Annotated in this window: 14 protein-coding genes; 9 read left to right on the top strand and 5 right to left on the bottom strand. The window is 70.0% G+C overall.

The annotated features are described in order from the left end of the window. Positions 1-12 precede the first annotated feature (12 nt). Complete coding sequence (locus A4F85_RS20160; protein WP_012202727.1) at positions 13-975, bottom strand: LysR substrate-binding domain-containing protein; 963 nt, start codon at positions 973-975, stop codon at positions 13-15. 74 nt (positions 976-1,049) lie between these two features. Then, positions 1,050-1,856 (bottom strand): IclR family transcriptional regulator, encoded by an 807-nt coding sequence (locus tag A4F85_RS20155; protein WP_013804645.1) that lies wholly within the window; start codon positions 1,854-1,856, stop codon positions 1,050-1,052. A 163-nt stretch (positions 1,857-2,019) separates the two neighbouring features. On the opposite strand from A4F85_RS20155, the gene A4F85_RS20150 reads away from it, so the two are divergent. The 6 genes from A4F85_RS20150 to A4F85_RS20125 are packed head-to-tail and all read left to right on the top strand — an operon-like array spanning position 2,020 to position 8,498. Then, on the top strand, positions 2,020-3,057 hold the full coding sequence (locus tag A4F85_RS20150) for a tripartite tricarboxylate transporter substrate binding protein (RefSeq protein WP_063327552.1): 1,038 nt from the start codon (positions 2,020-2,022) through the stop codon (positions 3,055-3,057). A 56-nt stretch (positions 3,058-3,113) separates the two neighbouring features. After that, positions 3,114-4,613: a class I adenylate-forming enzyme family protein gene (locus A4F85_RS20145; RefSeq protein ID WP_063327551.1), complete on the top strand. Its 1,500-nt coding sequence runs from the start codon at positions 3,114-3,116 to the stop codon at positions 4,611-4,613. A 31-nt stretch (positions 4,614-4,644) separates the two neighbouring features. Beyond that, on the top strand, positions 4,645-5,430 hold the full coding sequence (locus A4F85_RS20140; protein ID WP_063328042.1) for a citryl-CoA lyase: 786 nt from the start codon (positions 4,645-4,647) through the stop codon (positions 5,428-5,430). A 48-nt stretch (positions 5,431-5,478) separates the two neighbouring features. Then, positions 5,479-6,645, top strand: coding sequence for a CaiB/BaiF CoA transferase family protein (locus tag A4F85_RS20135; protein ID WP_175403287.1), 1,167 nt, complete (start codon positions 5,479-5,481; stop codon positions 6,643-6,645). A 36-nt stretch (positions 6,646-6,681) separates the two neighbouring features. After that, positions 6,682-7,704: a Bug family tripartite tricarboxylate transporter substrate binding protein gene (locus A4F85_RS20130; protein WP_063327549.1), complete on the top strand. Its 1,023-nt coding sequence runs from the start codon at positions 6,682-6,684 to the stop codon at positions 7,702-7,704. 11 nt (positions 7,705-7,715) lie between these two features. Next, positions 7,716-8,498, top strand: a complete 783-nt coding sequence (locus A4F85_RS20125; protein ID WP_047219068.1) for an enoyl-CoA hydratase — start codon at positions 7,716-7,718, stop codon at positions 8,496-8,498. Positions 8,499-8,506: 8 nt separating this feature from the next. Here A4F85_RS20125 and A4F85_RS20120 read toward each other — a convergent pair whose 3' ends face one another. Next, a complete protein-coding gene (locus tag A4F85_RS20120; RefSeq protein ID WP_063327548.1) occupies positions 8,507-9,433 on the bottom strand; it encodes a LysR substrate-binding domain-containing protein in 927 nt (308 codons plus the stop codon). A gap of 103 nt (positions 9,434-9,536) precedes the next feature. Between A4F85_RS20120 and mnmA the strand changes: the two genes are divergently transcribed. Further along, positions 9,537-10,655 (top strand): tRNA 2-thiouridine(34) synthase MnmA, encoded by a 1,119-nt coding sequence (mnmA, locus tag A4F85_RS20115; protein WP_063327547.1) that lies wholly within the window; start codon positions 9,537-9,539, stop codon positions 10,653-10,655. 141 nt (positions 10,656-10,796) lie between these two features. Beyond that, on the top strand, positions 10,797-12,356 hold the full coding sequence (locus tag A4F85_RS20110; RefSeq protein ID WP_063327546.1) for a serine hydrolase: 1,560 nt from the start codon (positions 10,797-10,799) through the stop codon (positions 12,354-12,356). Here A4F85_RS20110 and A4F85_RS20105 read toward each other — a convergent pair. Together A4F85_RS20105 and A4F85_RS20100 are read right to left on the bottom strand one after the other, a co-directional pair. Beyond that, a complete protein-coding gene (locus tag A4F85_RS20105) occupies positions 12,325-14,307 on the bottom strand; it encodes a sensor histidine kinase (protein WP_063327545.1) in 1,983 nt (660 codons plus the stop codon). The genes A4F85_RS20110 and A4F85_RS20105 overlap by 32 nt on opposite strands. A 5-nt stretch (positions 14,308-14,312) precedes the next feature. Continuing rightward, complete coding sequence (locus A4F85_RS20100; protein ID WP_016449578.1) at positions 14,313-14,996, bottom strand: LuxR C-terminal-related transcriptional regulator; 684 nt, start codon at positions 14,994-14,996, stop codon at positions 14,313-14,315. Between the two features lie 191 nt (positions 14,997-15,187). On the opposite strand from A4F85_RS20100, the gene A4F85_RS20095 reads away from it, so the two are divergent. Then, positions 15,188-15,823, top strand: coding sequence for a TetR/AcrR family transcriptional regulator (locus tag A4F85_RS20095; RefSeq protein ID WP_034389704.1), 636 nt, complete (start codon positions 15,188-15,190; stop codon positions 15,821-15,823). Positions 15,824-15,835: the final 12 nt, after the last annotated feature.

The raw sequence follows: 15,835 nt of genomic DNA, 5'->3' as shown, positions 1-15,835 counted from the left end.
GGCATGGGGGTATCAGTCTTCGTGATGGATGAGGGCCGTGCCGGCCCAGGCGCCGCCGCGCAGCAGCTGGCGCACGCAGTCGATCAGCACCACGCGCGCGGCCAGGGCGGCGGGCGACAGCTCATCCTCGGACAGGCTGCACAGCAGGTTGGTGCGCAGGGCATCTTTGTCCGTGATACGCGACCACTCGAAGCGCTGCGCGGCATCGGCATAGCGGCCCATGGAGGCCCAGGGCTGCACCGTGCTGCCCAGGCCCGCATCCACGGCCGCCATGACCATGGACAGCGAGTCCACCTCCAGCACCAGATGCGGCGTGAAGCGCGCCTGCGAGAAGGCCGTGTCCAGCGTGCTGCGCAGGCCGTGCAGGCCCGTGGGCAGGATCAGCGATTCGCCGGCCAGGTCGGCCAGCGCCATCTGCGGCGGCAGCGGCTCGGGGTGGTGGCCGCGCGCGCGGATCAGGAACAGCTCCTCCTCGATCAGCGGGTGCACCTGCCAGCGCCGCCCACCTGCGCGGGCCTGACCGCCGTGCAGGCGGGCGTCAAACAGCACGGCCATGTCCAGCGCGCGCGCATTGAGCATGTCGGTCAGGTGGCCGGACATGCCTTCCACCATGTGCAGGCGCACATCGGGGTAGCGCGCGCGCATGGCCTGCATCATGGGCAGGCCCAGCATGGCCGAGGTGGTGGGCGCCAGGCCCACGCTGACCGAGCCCGACAGCCGCGCCTGCTGCGCGCTGCGCACGGCCTGCTCGGCATGGCGCAGCGTGAGCTGGGCCTCGCGGAAGAAGGCCACGCCCGCCTCGGTGGGCACCACGCCGCGCGGCGTGCGCTGCAGCAGCCGGGTGGACAGCTCGCTTTCCAGGCGGCTGACCTGCTGGCTCAGCGCGGACTGGACCATGTCCAGGTCCAGGGCGGCGCGGCTCATGGAGCCCAGTTCGACGATGCGGACGAAGTAGCGGAGTTGTCTCAGTTCCATGGGGGCGGCGCTTGTGGATGGCAGCGGCGATTGTCGGTGCAGACCGGGCGGGCCGCTGCACCGGGGGCTTGGCCTCAGATGCCGCGCGGCAGCAGGGCCGCCAGGGCCTCGCCTATCGAGCGCGCAATCAGCTTCTGGCGCTCGCCGGGCATGCGCTCCAGCGTGGAGGCCACGCTGACGGCGGCCACGGGCTCGCCTTCGGCATTGCGCACCGCCATGCCCACGGCCAGCACGCCGCGCGTGGCGTGGTTGCCGATGACGGACCAGCCGCGCTGGCGCGTGGCCTTCACCAGCAGGGCCATGCGCTCGGGCGTCATGCCGCCGTACTGCTCCAGCACGGGCGCGTTGGCCGCCATCGCGGCCTGCACCTCGGCATCGGGCAGGGCGGCCAGCAGGGCCAGGCCCGCAGCTCCCACGCCCAGCGGCTGGCGCGTACCCACCTGGATCACCAGGATCTGCACCGGATGCGTGCCCACATGGCGGGCGATGCAGTGCGATGCCGCGCCTTCGCGCACGATGGCAAAGGCCGCATCCGCGCAGCCCGCGCTCACGCGCTCCAGCACGGGCTGCAGCCGCACGGCCATGTTGGGCTGGCCTGCGCTGGCGGCCGTGGCCGCCAGCCGGTGGCCGGCCGCATAGCCGAAGCGCCCCCTGTGCGCCACATAGCCGCTGTCCACCAGGGTGGACAGCAGGCGGTACACCGTGGCGCGCTCCAGCCCCGTGGCGCGGCACAGGTCAGCGACGCGCAGGCCTTCGCGGCCAGCGGCCAGCACGGCGTCCAGCACCTGCAGGCCACGGCGCAGCGTGCGGCTGCCGGCATCGTCGGCGGAGACTGGAATGTCCGCTGGACGGACGTTTGGATTGGTGCTGCGCGAAGGCATGGAAAAGAATTTCCCGGTGATTGCAGGCAGGGCAGAAAAGGGCCTGCGTGCAGCGCGCAGTGTGCCGCAGGCCGTCGAAAGCCCACACAGGCAGACATAAGCGGACATAAGCAGACATAAGCAGACATAAGCAGACATCAGAACGATCACCTGGAGACAAGACATGACAATCCCTGCCCGTTTCAATCCGTGGGCGCGCCGGCGCCTGCTGGCCTGTTCCTTCACCTGCGCACTGGCCGGCATGGCCGCCGCGACCGTCGCGACCGTGGCGTTGGCGCCCGCGCCCGTGCTTGCGCAGCCGGCGGCCTGGCCTGCCCGGTCCGTGCGGCTCGTGGTGGGCTATGCGGCCGGTGGCGCCACCGACGTGATCGCACGCCTGGTGGCCGCCAGGATGGGCGAGCAGCTGGGCCAGAGCGTGGTGGTGGACAACCGCACGGGCGCCAACAGCAATGTGGGGGCCGAGGCCGTGGCGCGGGCACCTGCGGACGGCTACACGCTGTATGTCTACACCATTGCCAACACCATCAATGCCTCGCTCTACCCCCGGCTCGGCTATGACCCGGTCAAGGACTTCGAGCCCATCGGCCTGATCGCCAAGATTCCCAACATCCTCGTGGTCAATCCGCGCCTGCCCATACAGAACGTGGCCGACTATGTGCGCTACGCCCGGCAGAGTGCGCAGGGCATCAGCTTCGCCTCGTCGGGCAGCGGCTCGTCGATCCACCTGTCGGGCGAGATGTTCCGGCAGCTGTCGGGCCTGCGCATGCTGCACGTGCCCTACCGCGGCAGCGCACCGGCCATCACCGACCTGCTGGGCGGGCAGGTGGATTCCATGTTCGACAACGCGCCCTCGGCCCTGCCCCATGTGCAGGCCGGCAAGCTGCGCGCGATCGCCATCACCAGCGCCCGGCGCTCGGCGCTGCTGCCCGATGTGCCCACGCTGGCGGAGTCGGGCTATGCGGGCTTCGACGTGCAGTCTTGGTTCGGCCTGGCCGCCCCTGCGGGCACGCCGCCCGCAGTGATCGAGCGCCTGAACCATGCCCTGAACACCGCCCTGGCCGCACCCGAGCTGCGCCAGCGCCTGGGCGAGATGGCTGCCACGCCCGAGCCCGGCACCCCGGCGCAGATGCGCAGCTTTGCGGCGTCGGAGATCAAGCGCTGGCGCGAGGTGGTCAAGGCCTCGGGCGCCACCGCCCAGTAGTTCGGCACACGTTCGGCAAAAGCTCAACACAACCGCCCCACAAGGAGACAACCCCCATGCAACCCATTGATTTTTTCTGGCGCGCGGCCGAGCGCTGGCCGCAGCGCATCGCCATCGACGCGCCGGGCGGCTGCATCCGCTATGACGCGCTGGCCCGCAAGGTGGCCGCGCTGGCGGCCGGCCTGCAGGCGCTGGAGCCCGCCGTGCAAAGCCGCGTGGGCATCTGCGCGGGCAACAGCGCAGACCATATCGCCGCCCTTCTGGCGGTGATGGCCAGCGGCAAGGTCTGGGTGCCGCTCAATCCCAAGAGCACGCAGTTCGAGGTGCGCCGCATCATCGATGCCACCGAGCCTTCCATCGTGCTGTGCGATGCGGGCGGCGCTGCACTGGTGCAAGGGGCGCCGGGCATCCACCTGGTGCTGGGCGAGGGCACGGCGGCCCTGGAGCAGGCGCAGACCGGCGCTTTGCCTGTGACACCCGACCTGCCCGCCGATGCCATCCAGGCCATCAAGTTCACGGGCGGCACCACGGGCCTGCCCAAGGGCGTGATGCAGCCCTGCCGCGCCTGGATGGCCGGCATTGCCAACCAGATCCAGGCCTGGGGGTTCGATGAGCATGACCGCTACGTCATGGCCGCGCCCATCACGCATGGCACGTCCACCTACCTGCTGCCCATCCTGGCGCAGGGCGGCTGCCATGTGCTGCTGGATGGTGCGGGTGCCGAGGCCGTGCGCAGCGCCTTTGCCCTGCGCGGCGGCACCGTGTGCTTCATGCCGCCCACCCTGATCTACATGCTGATGGCGCTGCCGGGCGCCAGCCGTGCGGACTTCCCCGGCCTGCGCCGCCTCATCTACGGCGGCGCCGCCATGCCGCCCGAGAAAATCCGCCAGGTGCGCGCCTTCTTCGGCCCCGTGCTGGCCACCACCTATGGCCAGACCGAGGCGCCGCAGATCCTCACGGCCATGCGGCCCGAGGACTTCGAGGACGAAGGCCTGTGGACCTCCGTGGGCCGGGCCACCTGGTTCAGCGACCTGGCCATCATGGCGCCCGACGGCCGCCTGCTGCCCCGGGGCGAGGTGGGCGAGGTCGTGGCGCGCGGCGATCTGCTGATGAGCGGCTACTGGCGCCTGCCAAGCAAGACGGCCGAGACCCTGGTGAACGGCTGGCTGCACACGGGGGACCGGGGCCTGATCGATGCGCAGGGCTACCTGCACCTCAAGGACCGCCTGAAGGACCTGGTCATCACGGGCGGCTTCAACGTCTATCCCGTGGATGTGGAAAACGCCCTGGGCCAGCACCCGGCCGTGCATGAGTGCGTGGTCTTCGGCATCCCCGACGACCACTGGGGCGAGGCCGTGCAGGCCGCCGTGCAATTGCGCGCCGAACTGCGCCCCGACCAGCGGCCGGACGAGGCCGAGCTGCTCGCCTTCGTGCGCCAGCGACTGGGCCCCGTGCAGACACCCAAGCGCATCCACTTTCACGCCAGCCTGCCGCGCTCGCCCGTGGGCAAGCTGCTCAAGACGGCCGTGCGCGAGCTTGCGCTGGCACCCCGTTGATCCCGCACACCATCACAAGGAGACCCTGGCCATGGCAACCCCCCAACCCCCCGTCACCCGCCTGTGCACCCACACCCTCACCAGCCTGCATTACCGCGATGCCGACCTGGTCGAGGACCTGATGGGCAAGAAGACCTTCACCGAGGTGATGCTGATGCAGATCCTGGGCCGCACGCCGCGCCCCGTGGACCTGCGCATCGCCGATGTGGTGCTCATCGTGCTCATGGAGCATGGCCTCACGCCCAGCGCCATCGCCACGCGCCTCATCTACATGAGCGCGCCCGAGAACCTGCAGGGCGCCGTCTCGGCCGGCCTGCTGGCCGTGGGCAGCTCCTTCGTGGGCACCATGGAGAACTGCGCCGCGCTGCTCGACCGCATCGCCGCCGCCGCCGACCCCGAGGCCGAGGCCCGCGTCATCGCCCGGCACCACAAGGCGTTGAAAAGCCCCGTGCCCGGCTTTGGCCACCACCTGCACAAGCCCGTGGACCCGCGCGCCTACAAGCTGCTGGACATGGGCCGCGCCGAACCCGAACTGGCGGGCAGCAGAATCCGCGCGCTCGAAATCCTCTCTGCCGCCGTGGACGCCGCAGCGGGCCGGCCCATCACCATCAATGCCACGGGGGCCGTGGCCGCCCTGCTGGGCGAGATCGGCGTGCCCACGGCCGTGATGCGCGGCTTTGCCGTCATCTCGCGGGCGGCGGGGCTGGTGGCGCATGTGGTGGAGGAGCAGCAAAGCCCGTCGGGCCGGTTCATCTGGGAAACGGTGGAGGAAGCCATCCCCTACGCGGGGCATGCAGTTTCCGCGAACGCTGCGTGAAGCAATGACCGATGGACCACCGCGCGCCATGCCGCGAGCATGGAGTCCATGCAACAAACCCATGGACTGTCCAGCGCCCTCGACGGCCTGCGCGTGGTGGACCTGTCCCGCATCCTGGCGGGACCCTGGTGCACCCAGAACCTTGCCGACCTGGGCGCATCGGTACTCAAGATCGAGCGTCCCGGCACGGGCGACGACACGCGCGCCTGGGGCCCGCCCTTCGTGCAGGCCCCCGGTGGCGAGGCCGTGTCGGCCTATTTCCTGTCCTGCAACCGCGGCAAGCAGTCGGTGGCGCTGGACTTCACCGAGCCGGCCTCTCATGCCTGGCTGCTGCGCCAGATCCGCGATGCCGACGTGCTGGTGGAAAACTACAAGGCCGGCGCGCTGGCACGCCACGGGCTGGACTACGCGGCGCTGGCTGCCATCAACCCCGGGCTGATCTACCTGTCGATCACGGGCTTCGGCCAGAGCGGCCCGTTTGCGCACAAGCCCGGCTACGACTATGTGTTCCAGGGGCTGGGCGGCCTCATGGGCTACACGGGCGTGGCCGATGGCGAGGAGGGCGCGGGCCCGCTGCGCACGGGCGTGGCCGTGGTGGACCTGATGACGGGCATGTATGCCACCAGCGCCGTGCTGGCGGCCGTGGTGCAGCGCCAGCGCACGGGGCGTGGCCAGCACATCGACCTGGCCCTGCTGGACGTGGCCGTGGCCATGAATGCCAACCAGGCGGCCAACTACCTGGTCAGCGGCGAGAACCCGCGCCGCACGGGCAACGCCCATCCCAATTGCGCGCCCTACGAGGTGTTTGCCTGCGAAGACGGGCATTTCATCCTAGCCATCGGCAATGACGGGCAGTTCGCCGCCCTGTGCTCCGTGCTGGGCACGGACTGGCACCTGGACGCGCGCTTTGCCACCAATGCCGCGCGCCTGACCGGCATGGCGCAGCTGCGCCCGCTGCTGCGCGCGGCGCTGGGCCGCTGGCCGCTGCAGGCCCTGACCGATGCGCTGGACACCGCCCAGGTGCCCTGGGGCTGCATCAACACCATGGAGCAGGTCTTCGCCCATCCGCAGGTCCGGCACCGCCAGATGCTGCAGACGGTGGAGCACCCGCAGCTGGGCACGCTGAAGCTGGTGCGCAACCCCATGGTGCCGGCCGGCAGCGGCGCCCAGGTGCCGCCGCCGCCGGTGCTCGGTACGGCGCCGCAGGACCTCTGAATCCCTAGACATCGACAAGCCAAGAAGGAGACAAGGATGACGAAACGCATGAAAGCACTGAAGGCCGCCGTGGCAGCCGCCGCGCTGGCGGGGATGCCGCTGGCGTATGCAGCGGGGGCGGCAGGGGCGGCCGGGGCGGCGGGGGCGGCGGGGGCAGGAAGCTATCCCGAGCGGCCCGTACGCCTGGTCGTGCCCTATGCGGTGGGCGGCGCCACCGATGTGATCGCGCGCGTGGCGGCCCGCTACCTGGGCGAGACGCTGGGCCAGCCCGTGGTGGTGGAAAACCGCCCCGGCGCGGGCGGCAGCACGGGCTCGGCCTATGCGGCCAAGCAGCCGGCCGATGGCTACACCCTGGTGATGATGGTGGAGAGCTCGCATGCCGTGAATCCCAACGTCTACGCCAAGCCCGCGTATGACCCGGTGAAGGACTTCACCCCCATCACCAACATCGCCAACGTACCGGGCGTGATGGTGGTCAGCGCAGGCTCGGCCTACAAGAGCGCCAGGGATGTGAGCGACGCGGCGCGCGCCGCGCCGGGCAAGCTCAACTACGGCTCCTCGGGCAATGGCGGGCTCAGCCACCTGAGCGGTGCGCTGTTCGGCAGCACCACGGGCACCACCCTCACCCATGTGCCCTACAAGGGCCTGGGGCCGGCGCTCAACGACCTGATGGCGGGGCAGCTCGATGTGGTGTTCGACAACATGCCGTCTTCCGCTGCGCTGATCGCGGGCGGCCAGCTGCGTGCGCTGGCCGTGTCCAGCCCCGTGCGCCTGCCGGCCCTGCCGGGCGTGCCCACCTATGCCGAGGCCGGTCTCAAGCCCATGAACGACATGTCCTGGTATGGCCTGGGCGCGCCTGCCAGGCTCGATCCCGCCATTCTTGCCAGGCTCAGCGAAGCCATGCGCAAGACCTTGCAAAAGCCCGAGCTGATCAAGACCATAGAGCAGCAGGGCGCCGTCGTGGACTTCCAGGAGCCTGCGCAATTCAGGCAGACGGTGGAGCGCTCCAACCGCGCCTGGTCCCAGCTGATCCGCGACATCGGATTCGAGAAACTTTGAGGAGATCTGCCGTGCATGCACAAGTGACCTTTCCCACCCCGCAGACCGCCGTGCTCACCATCACCGGCGGCGGGCCGCTGAACATTCTGGGCACGCCCGTGATCCGCGCGCTGACCGCGCAATTGGCCGAGCTGGCCGAGCGCCCCGATCTGCACTGCCTGGTGCTGCGCGGATCGGGCACGCGCGCCTTCGTGGCAGGGGCCGATATCCGCGAGATGGCGTCGCTCAACGCCGCCTCGGCACGCGCCTTCATCAGCGGGCTGCGCGACCTGTGCAACGCGGTGCGGCATTTTCCCGTGCCCGTGATCGCCCGGCTGCAGGGCCATACGCTGGGCGGCGGGCTGGAGCTGGCCATGGCGGCCGACCTGCGCATCGCGGCCGATGATGCCGTGGTGGGCATGCCCGAGGTCAAGGTCGGCATTCCCTCGGTGATCCACGCGGCCATGATGCCCGCGCAGATCGGCGGCACGCGCGCCAGCTGGCTGCTGCTCACGGGCGAGAACATCGGCGCCCTGCAGGCCGAGCGCTGGGGCTTGCTCAACGAATGCGTGCCCGGCGACCAGCTCGATGCGCGCATCGCGCAGATTGCCGAGGGGCTGGGCGGGATCGGCATCGAGGCGCTGCGCCAGCAAAAGCGCCTGCTGCGCCGCTGGGAGGGCATGGGCGTGGACTCGGCCATCACCGACAGCGTGGCCGAGTTCGGCGCGGCCTTCAACACGGGCGAGCCGCAGCACCACATGAATGCCTTCCTGGAGCGCAAGCAGGCCAAGGCCCAGCCCCAGCCCCAGCCCTGAACCCGGGCCTAGGCCTTGTCGGCCAGCCCTTTCAGAAAGCTGCGCAGCCGCTGCGCGGTGGGCGTCAGCGGCCGTTCGCTGGAGCGCACCAGCTGCAGCGGGCGCCGTGCCCAGGTTTCCTCCAGCGGCAGGCAGGCCACCGCATGCGCGGTGCCGAGCCTGCGGTAGATGCTGTGCGGAATGATGGCCAGGCCCACGCCCTGCGAGACCAGCCGCACGATGGAGGTGAAATCGTCCACGTGGATGCGGCAGCGCAGCGGCCGGCCATGGCGCTTGGCCAGCTCGCGCAGAAAGGCGTAGTTGCTGCTGGTCAGCGCCATGCCCACGAAGGCATGGGACAGGGTGTCGAAGAACCGGCAGGAAGGGCCTTCGCCGTCCTCTGGCCTCTCGCCCGGCTGGGGCACCAGCGGATGGCCGGGCGGGGCGATCACCACCAGGCGGTCCAGCGCAAAGGTCTCGCAGGCCACGGCGCCCGCCATGGACTCGCCCGCGTAGACGCCCAGGTCGGCCTCGCCCTCGGCCACGCTGGCGGCAATCGTCTCGCTGGTCTGCTCGACCAGGGTCAGGTTCACCTCGGGAAAGGCGGTCAGGAACTCGCCGATGTGCGGGCCGATGAAGCCGTGCAGCGAGGAGCTGTTGGCCGCCAGCGTTGCCTTGCCCTGCAGGCTGCTGCCCAGCAGGGCGGCCTCGGCCTCCATGCCGTCGATGGCGGCGAACACGCCGCGCGCATGCTCGAGCATGGCGTGGCCTTCCTCGGTCAGCCGCATGCCCTTGTGCTCGCGCGTGAACAGCTGGCAGCCCAGGGCCTGCTCCAGGTTGCGCAGGCGCTGGCTGGCGGCCGAGGGCGTCAGGTGCCGCGCCTGGCTGGCACGCGAGAGATTGCCGGCCTGGGCGATGGCCATGAACAGCTTGAGATCGGTCAGGTCGTAGCGCATGCGGGCGTTTCCTAGGGGGCAAGAGGGCCATTATTCCTGCTGGCGCAGGGCTGCAAAGCCCGTGGCGCGCAGCCTTTGAAGGGCGCGGGGATAATCGCTGCCCATGACTAAACACCGCGTCGTGGTGGGCCTGTCGGGCGGTGTGGACTCCGCTGTCACGGCCCATCTCCTCAAGCAACAGGGCCATGAAGTGGTCGGCATCTTCATGAAGAACTGGGAAGATGACGACGACAGCGAATACTGCTCGTCCAATGTCGATTTCGTCGATGCCGCCGCCGTGGCCGACGTGGTCGGCATCGAGATCGAGCATGTGAACTTCGCCTCCGAGTACAAGGACCGCGTCTTCGCAGAGTTCCTGCGCGAATACCAGGCCGGCCGCACGCCCAACCCCGATGTGCTGTGCAATGCCGAGATCAAGTTCAAGGCCTTCCTGGACCACGCCATGCGCCTGGGCGCCGAGAAGATCGCCACGGGCCACTACGCCCGCGTGCGCCAGAACCCCGACACGCAGCTGTTCGAGCTGCTCAAGGGGCTGGACCCGGCCAAGGACCAGAGCTACTTCCTGCACCGCCTCAACCAGGCCCAGCTGTCCAAGTCCATGTTCCCCGTGGGCGAGCTGAAGAAGACCGAGGTGCGCCGCATTGCCGAGGAGATCGGCCTGCCCAACGCGAAGAAGAAGGACTCCACGGGCATCTGCTTCATCGGCGAGCGGCCGTTCCGCGACTTCCTGAACCGCTACATCAGCAAGGAGCCCGGCAACATCCTCGACGACCGCAACCGCAAGCTGGGCAAGCATGTGGGCCTGTCGTTCTACACGCTGGGCCAGCGCTCGGGCCTGGGCATCGGCGGCGTCAAGGAAAAGGGCGCGCCGCGCGGTGGCGGCGACCACGAGCCCTGGTTCGTGGCGCGCAAGGAGCTGGACACCAACACGCTGCGCGTGGTGCAGGGCCATGACCACCCCTGGCTGCTGTCGCAGTCGCTGCTGGCCGACCAGGTCAGCTGGGTGGCCGGCCACGCGCCCGCCGAGGGCAAGGCCTACGGCTCCAAGACGCGCTACCGCCAGCCCGACTCGCCGGCCCTGATCTCGGGCGCCACGCCCGAAGGCTTCCGGCTGGATTTTCCCGAGCCGCAATGGGCCGTAACGCCCGGCCAGTCGGCCGTGCTCTACGACGGCGACGTGTGCCTGGGCGGCGGCATCATCGCGGCGGTGGATCCGCACTGATGCAGCACTGACGCGGCATTGATGCGGATTGACGCCGGGCAGGATTCGGCCCGGCGCGTTTTGCTATCGTCACGGGGGGCGGCACAACCGCCCCTTTTTCTTTTTCCTTTTGTTCTTCACGACAGCACCACAGGAGACCCCATGGCTTCATCGATTCTTGCGCGCCGGCATTTTCTGGGAGCGGCCCTGGGCGCCGTGGCCACGGCCGGATGCAACGGCGAGGTGTCCTGGGGCGATCCCATCGATCCGCCCGTGACGGACCGCGTCAAGCGTGCGCTCGATCAACTCGACGGCCAGGTGCGCGCGCAGATGCGGCGCACGGGCGTGCCCGGCGTGGCCGTGGCGGTGGTGCATGAAGGCCGCCTGGTCTATGCCCAGGGCATGGGCGTGCGCCGTCTGGGCTCGTCGCTGGCCGTGGATGCGGACACGGTGTTCCAGCTCGCCTCCGTCTCCAAGTCCGTGGGCGCCACCGTGGTGGCGCAGCAGGTGGGCCAGCGCCGCGTGTCCTGGGACACGCGCGTGCAGCAGGGCCTGCCCTGGTGGACGCTGGAGGACGCAGATGCCGCCCAGCGCATCACCGTGGGCGACATGTATGCCCACCGCTCAGGCCTGCCCGGCCAGGCCGGCGATGCGCTGGAGGAGCTGGGCTACAGCCAGCGCCAGATCCTGGAGCGCCTGCGCTACCTGCCGCTGCGGCCCGTGGGCACCCAGTACGCCTACAGCAACTTCGGCCTGACCACGGGCGCCGAGGCCGTGGCTGCCATCGCGGGCCAGTCCTGGGCGGCGCTGTCGCAGCAGGCCGTCTACGGCCCGCTGGGCATGACGCAGACCAGTTCGCTGTTTGCCGATTTCGAGGCGCGCGCCAACCGCGCGGCCGGCCACCTGCGCGTCAACGGCGCGTGGCAGGCGGGGCCCGTGCGCCGGCCCGATGCGCAGTCGGCTGCGGGCGGCGTCAGCTCCACGGTGCGCGACATGGCGCGCTGGATGACCATGCTGCTGGACGAGGGCCGCTTCGAGGGCCGCCAGGTGGTCGATGCGCAGGCCCTGCGCACGGCGCTGTCGCCGCAGATGCTGCAGTCGCCGGCCGGCAACGGCGAGCCCGCCCGCTACTACGGCTTCGGCTTCAACGTGGGCGTGTCCGAGGCGGGGCGCACCACCTACAGCCACTCGGGTGCCTTCGGCACGGGCAGCGCGACCAGCTTCACCGTCATGCCCGAGCTCAAGCTGGGCATCGTGGTGCTGACCAACGGCATGCCCATCGGCGTGCCCGAGATCGTGGTCTCGCAGTTCCTGGACCAGGTCGAATGGGGCCGCCAGCGCCAGGACTGGGAGAGCATCTGGACCAAGCGGCTGGCACCCATCATGCAGCCGCATGGCGAGCTGGTAGGCAAGACCCGGCCCCCTTTCCCGCGCCCGCCCCGGCCGCTGGGCGCCTATGTGGGCAGCTACGCCAACCGCTTCTACGGGCCGGCCCAGGTCAGCCTGCAGACGGGTGGCGGGGGGCTGCAGGTCAGCCTGGGTTCGCAGCGCATGCTGCTCAGCCACTGGGATGGCGAAGTCTTCAGCTTCGTGCCCGAGGGCGATTCGCCGGGCAGCCTGTCCAAGGCCACGTTCGACGGCAACCAGCTCACGCTGGAGTACTTCGACGATGTGTTGACCCCGGCCGGCGTCAGTGCGGGGATAGGGCGCTTTTCGCGCTGAGGGTGGCCTGCTCCGTGCCTTCGTGCAGGTGATCGCCGGGCACGGGCAGCCAGGCGGCCAGCACGGTGGCGCCGGGTTCTGAGTCCATGTCCAGATGGCCGCCCAGGCGCTGCAGGCGCGCCTGCATGCTGCGCAGGCCCACGCCCATGCCGGCCTGCTGCACGGCGGCCACGTCAAAGCCTGCGCCGTCGTCGGTGATGCGCAGCATCAGCCAATGCGGCTCGGGCCACTGCAGCTGCACCTGCACGCACTGGGCGCGGCTGTGCTTGATCACATTGGCCAGTGCTTCCTCCAGCACGCGCGTCAGCGCCAGGCACTGCAGCGCACCGGGCGGCTGCGGCCAGGCGGCAGGCACCTGCCAGTCGGACTGCATGTCCAGCGCGTCGAACAGGCTGGCAAAGCGGTGGCGCAGCGGCGCGATCCAGGCCTGGGGCGTGTCCGGCACGGTGACGGAGACGCTGGTGCCGCTGTCGATCATCTGGCGCAGGTCGTCGCGCAGCAGCTTGAGCACGGACAGGAACTGGCGGTTGTGCATGGGGCCGCCCGCCTGCTCCACCATGGCGATGGAGCGCACCAGGGAGCCGCCCAGGCTGTCGTGCAGGTCGTGCGCCAGCTGCATCCGTTCCTGCAGCCGCGAGTGGCTGAGCGCCAGCGCATGCTCGCGCGCCAGCGTGCCGCCAAGCTCGTCGCAGGCACGCGCCACGCTGTCGGTCAGCTCCTGGTTGAACTGCTCAATGCGGCGCATGCTGAGCACGAACTGCCGGCCCAGCACCATGGACAGGGCCAGCATGGTCAGCGGTGCGGTATAGGGCATCCAGGGCGTGGCGGGGCCAATCACCTTCTTGAGCGCCAGCATGTCGTGCAGGCCCGCACACAGGAAGACCAGCAGGCAGGCCGCGTAGACCAGGTGGCCCGGCTCGCGCGTGCGCCAGGCGTGCAGCGGAAAGTGCAGCGACACGGCCACGCAGATGCCGAAGTACAACAGGCCGATGTGCAGCACGCCGTCCACCAGCGACCAGGGCGCGAAGATGGCGGCGGCCATGCCGGCCAGCGTCAGCGCCCACAGCAGCTTTTCCAGCCGGGGCAGGTGCAGCCTGCCGAAGCGCCAGGTGAACAGGCAAAAGCTCTGGCCGAATAGCAAAAAGACCAGCAGGTTGCCGCGTGCCACGGCCAGGGTGTCGGGGAAGGGCCAGGCCTCGGTGGCCAGGATATTGGCCAGGAACAGCGCCCAGCAGAAGGCATTGAGCGCATACCAGCCAAAGGCCTTGCTGGCGCGCCGCTGCAGCCAGGCAAAGGCGAACAGCACGCCCAGCACCAGCGAGACCACGATGTTCATGGCAAACAGCGTGCGCTGGTTCCACCAGGTCTGTTCGTGCCACTGGCGCAGCGCCTCGGGCTCGCCCAGGCGCACCTCGCCCAGGCCCGGCGTCTGCTCGGCCAGGCCGTGCACGCGTATCCACACGCTGTTGATGCCCGCATGCAGGGCGGATTCGGGCAGCAGCCAAAAGCGCGGCATGTTCCAGCTGCGCGACAGGGGCTCGACCAGGTGCCGGTCGCGCCACAGCAGGTCGCCGTTCACGAAGACCTCGCCGGCCATGACCATGGAGTGCAGGGCCAGCGCCACGGGATCGGCGGCGGCGGGAGCGGTGGCAGCGGCGGCAGCGGGGTGAGGGCAGCCGCGCTGCCAGTCGATGCGATACCAGACGGCGCCGCTGTAGCCGGGCCAGCGGTCCAGCCAGTGGTCGGGCAGGGTCACGTTGTGCCAGTCGCGTACCGCGCTGGCCATGGGCGGCGGTCCCTGGCCTGCGGCCTTGGCGGACTGGATGGACAGGATCTGCGGCAGGCAGGCCTGGGCCAAGGCGCAGGTACTGCACAGGAGAAACGCAAGGCTCAGGGCGAGGCCCAGGGCGAGGCGCCGCACCGGGCCGAACCACCGGCGCCACCCGCCCATGGCCGTCAGCCCAGCAATCCGCGCACGCGTGCCGTGTTGACGGCGCGCGTGCGCGAGGACACGGCCAGCTTGCGGTAGATGTGCTTGATGTGGCATTCCACCGTGTAGCGCGACAGGTGCAGCTGCTCGGCGATCTCGCGGTTGGTCAGGCCGTCGGCCACCAGGCGCAGGATCTGGCTTTCGCGCGCGCTCAGCGTGGACTCGGTGCCGGTGCTCTCCGGCGTGGCGGGTGCCGCGCCCTGCAGCTCGGCGATCACGCGGCGCGCGATGAAGGGGTCGATGGGGGCGCCGCCGCGCAGCACGCTGCGGATGGACAGCGACACTTCCAGGTCGTCGCGTTCCTTGAGCACATAGCCGGTGGCGCCTGCGCGCAGCGCCGCGAGGATGGCGTCCTCCGTGCTCCAGGCCGAGATCACCAGGATGCCCACGGCCGGGTCTGCGCTGCGCATCTCGGCGATCAGGTCGATGCCGCTGCCGTCGGGCAGGCCCAGGTCCACCAGGGCCAGGGCCACGGGCTCGGCCAGGCAGGCGCGGGCCTGGGCCAGGGAGCCGGCGAACAGCAGGGCATCGGGCGTGTAGCCCAGCTGGCCCAGCACGGACTGCAGCCGCTGGCGGATCAGCGGCTCGTCCTCCACCACCAGCACCGGGGCCGGAAGCGTGGACTCTGGGACAAGCAGGTGGGCGGGCATGGAAAAGGCGTGCGCAGCGGCGGGCGTAAAAAGGGGCAGGATGGCCGCCCGACTGTGGGCGAAGCCCGCATCTTTGCATATCCCTGAAAACTGGTAATCGCGGGGGCGCGCGCCGCTGCGCCGTCCATAATTCCGGCCCGGGCCGCACGGGCGGACCCTGGCAACGACACCTACCGAAAGGACGCCGCCGCATGGCACGCGTACGTGACCCTGCTGGCTACGATGGCCAGCGTGAAATGATTCTCTCCCACGCCGCCCAGCTGTTCGCGCAGCGCGGCTATGCGGGCACTTCCATGAACGAGGTGGCTGCGGCCTGCGGCGTCTCCAAGGCCACGCTCTACCACTATGTGATCGACAAGCACGACCTGGCCGTGCGCATTGCCGAAGAGCATGTGCTGCGCCTCGAAGCCCTGGTCAACGACACCCTGCAGGCCCATGCCGATCCCGAGCAGCGCCTGCATGCGCTGATCCGCGGCTTCGGCCAGGAGTACGCCCAGGCCCAGAATGCCCACCGCGTGCTGACCGAGGACGTGCGCTTCCTGCGCGAGGAAGACCAGCAGCGCATCCTGGACGTGGAGCGCCGCGTGGTCGCGGCCTTTGCGCAGACCATTGCCCAGGTGCGCGGCGAGCCCGCCGACAGCGCCCTGGGCAAGCCCCTGGCCATGCTGCTGTTCGGCATGATCAACTGGACCTTCACCTGGCTCAAGCCGGGCGGCACGCTGGACCATGACGCCATTGGCACCATGGTGTCCCAGCTGTTCTTCGGCGGCGTGCGCGCGGTCAGCGTGCCGGACGGCAAGAAGCCGCGCAAGGCCCGCCAGGCCTAGGCTCGGCCCGGT

Source organism: Delftia sp. GW456-R20 (genome assembly GCF_001622915.1).
Classification (GTDB): Bacteria; Pseudomonadota; Gammaproteobacteria; order Burkholderiales; family Burkholderiaceae_C; genus Comamonas; species Comamonas acidovorans.
Note: the sequence above shows the minus strand (reverse complement) of the source record. Positions and strands in the feature narration are given on the sequence as shown.

What these genes read in the sequence shown, in the direction of transcription:
- A4F85_RS20105 (WP_063327545.1), bottom strand. Translation starts at nt 14,307, where the DNA reads ATGGGCGGGTGGCGCCGGTGGTTCGGCCCGGTGCGGCGCCTCGCCCTG.
- A4F85_RS20135 (WP_175403287.1), top strand. Translation starts at nt 5,479, where the DNA reads ATGCAACAAACCCATGGACTGTCCAGCGCCCTCGACGGCCTGCGCGTG.
- A4F85_RS20095 (WP_034389704.1), top strand. Translation starts at nt 15,188, where the DNA reads ATGGCACGCGTACGTGACCCTGCTGGCTACGATGGCCAGCGTGAAATG.
- A4F85_RS20120 (WP_063327548.1), bottom strand. Translation starts at nt 9,433, where the DNA reads ATGCGCTACGACCTGACCGATCTCAAGCTGTTCATGGCCATCGCCCAG.
- mnmA (WP_063327547.1), top strand. Translation starts at nt 9,537, where the DNA reads ATGACTAAACACCGCGTCGTGGTGGGCCTGTCGGGCGGTGTGGACTCC.
- A4F85_RS20100 (WP_016449578.1), bottom strand. Translation starts at nt 14,996, where the DNA reads ATGCCCGCCCACCTGCTTGTCCCAGAGTCCACGCTTCCGGCCCCGGTG.
- A4F85_RS20150 (WP_063327552.1), top strand. Translation starts at nt 2,020, where the DNA reads ATGACAATCCCTGCCCGTTTCAATCCGTGGGCGCGCCGGCGCCTGCTG.
- A4F85_RS20145 (WP_063327551.1), top strand. Translation starts at nt 3,114, where the DNA reads ATGCAACCCATTGATTTTTTCTGGCGCGCGGCCGAGCGCTGGCCGCAG.
- A4F85_RS20130 (WP_063327549.1), top strand. Translation starts at nt 6,682, where the DNA reads ATGACGAAACGCATGAAAGCACTGAAGGCCGCCGTGGCAGCCGCCGCG.
- A4F85_RS20160 (WP_012202727.1), bottom strand. Translation starts at nt 975, where the DNA reads ATGGAACTGAGACAACTCCGCTACTTCGTCCGCATCGTCGAACTGGGC.
- A4F85_RS20155 (WP_013804645.1), bottom strand. Translation starts at nt 1,856, where the DNA reads ATGCCTTCGCGCAGCACCAATCCAAACGTCCGTCCAGCGGACATTCCA.
- A4F85_RS20140 (WP_063328042.1), top strand. Translation starts at nt 4,645, where the DNA reads ATGGCAACCCCCCAACCCCCCGTCACCCGCCTGTGCACCCACACCCTC.
- A4F85_RS20110 (WP_063327546.1), top strand. Translation starts at nt 10,797, where the DNA reads ATGGCTTCATCGATTCTTGCGCGCCGGCATTTTCTGGGAGCGGCCCTG.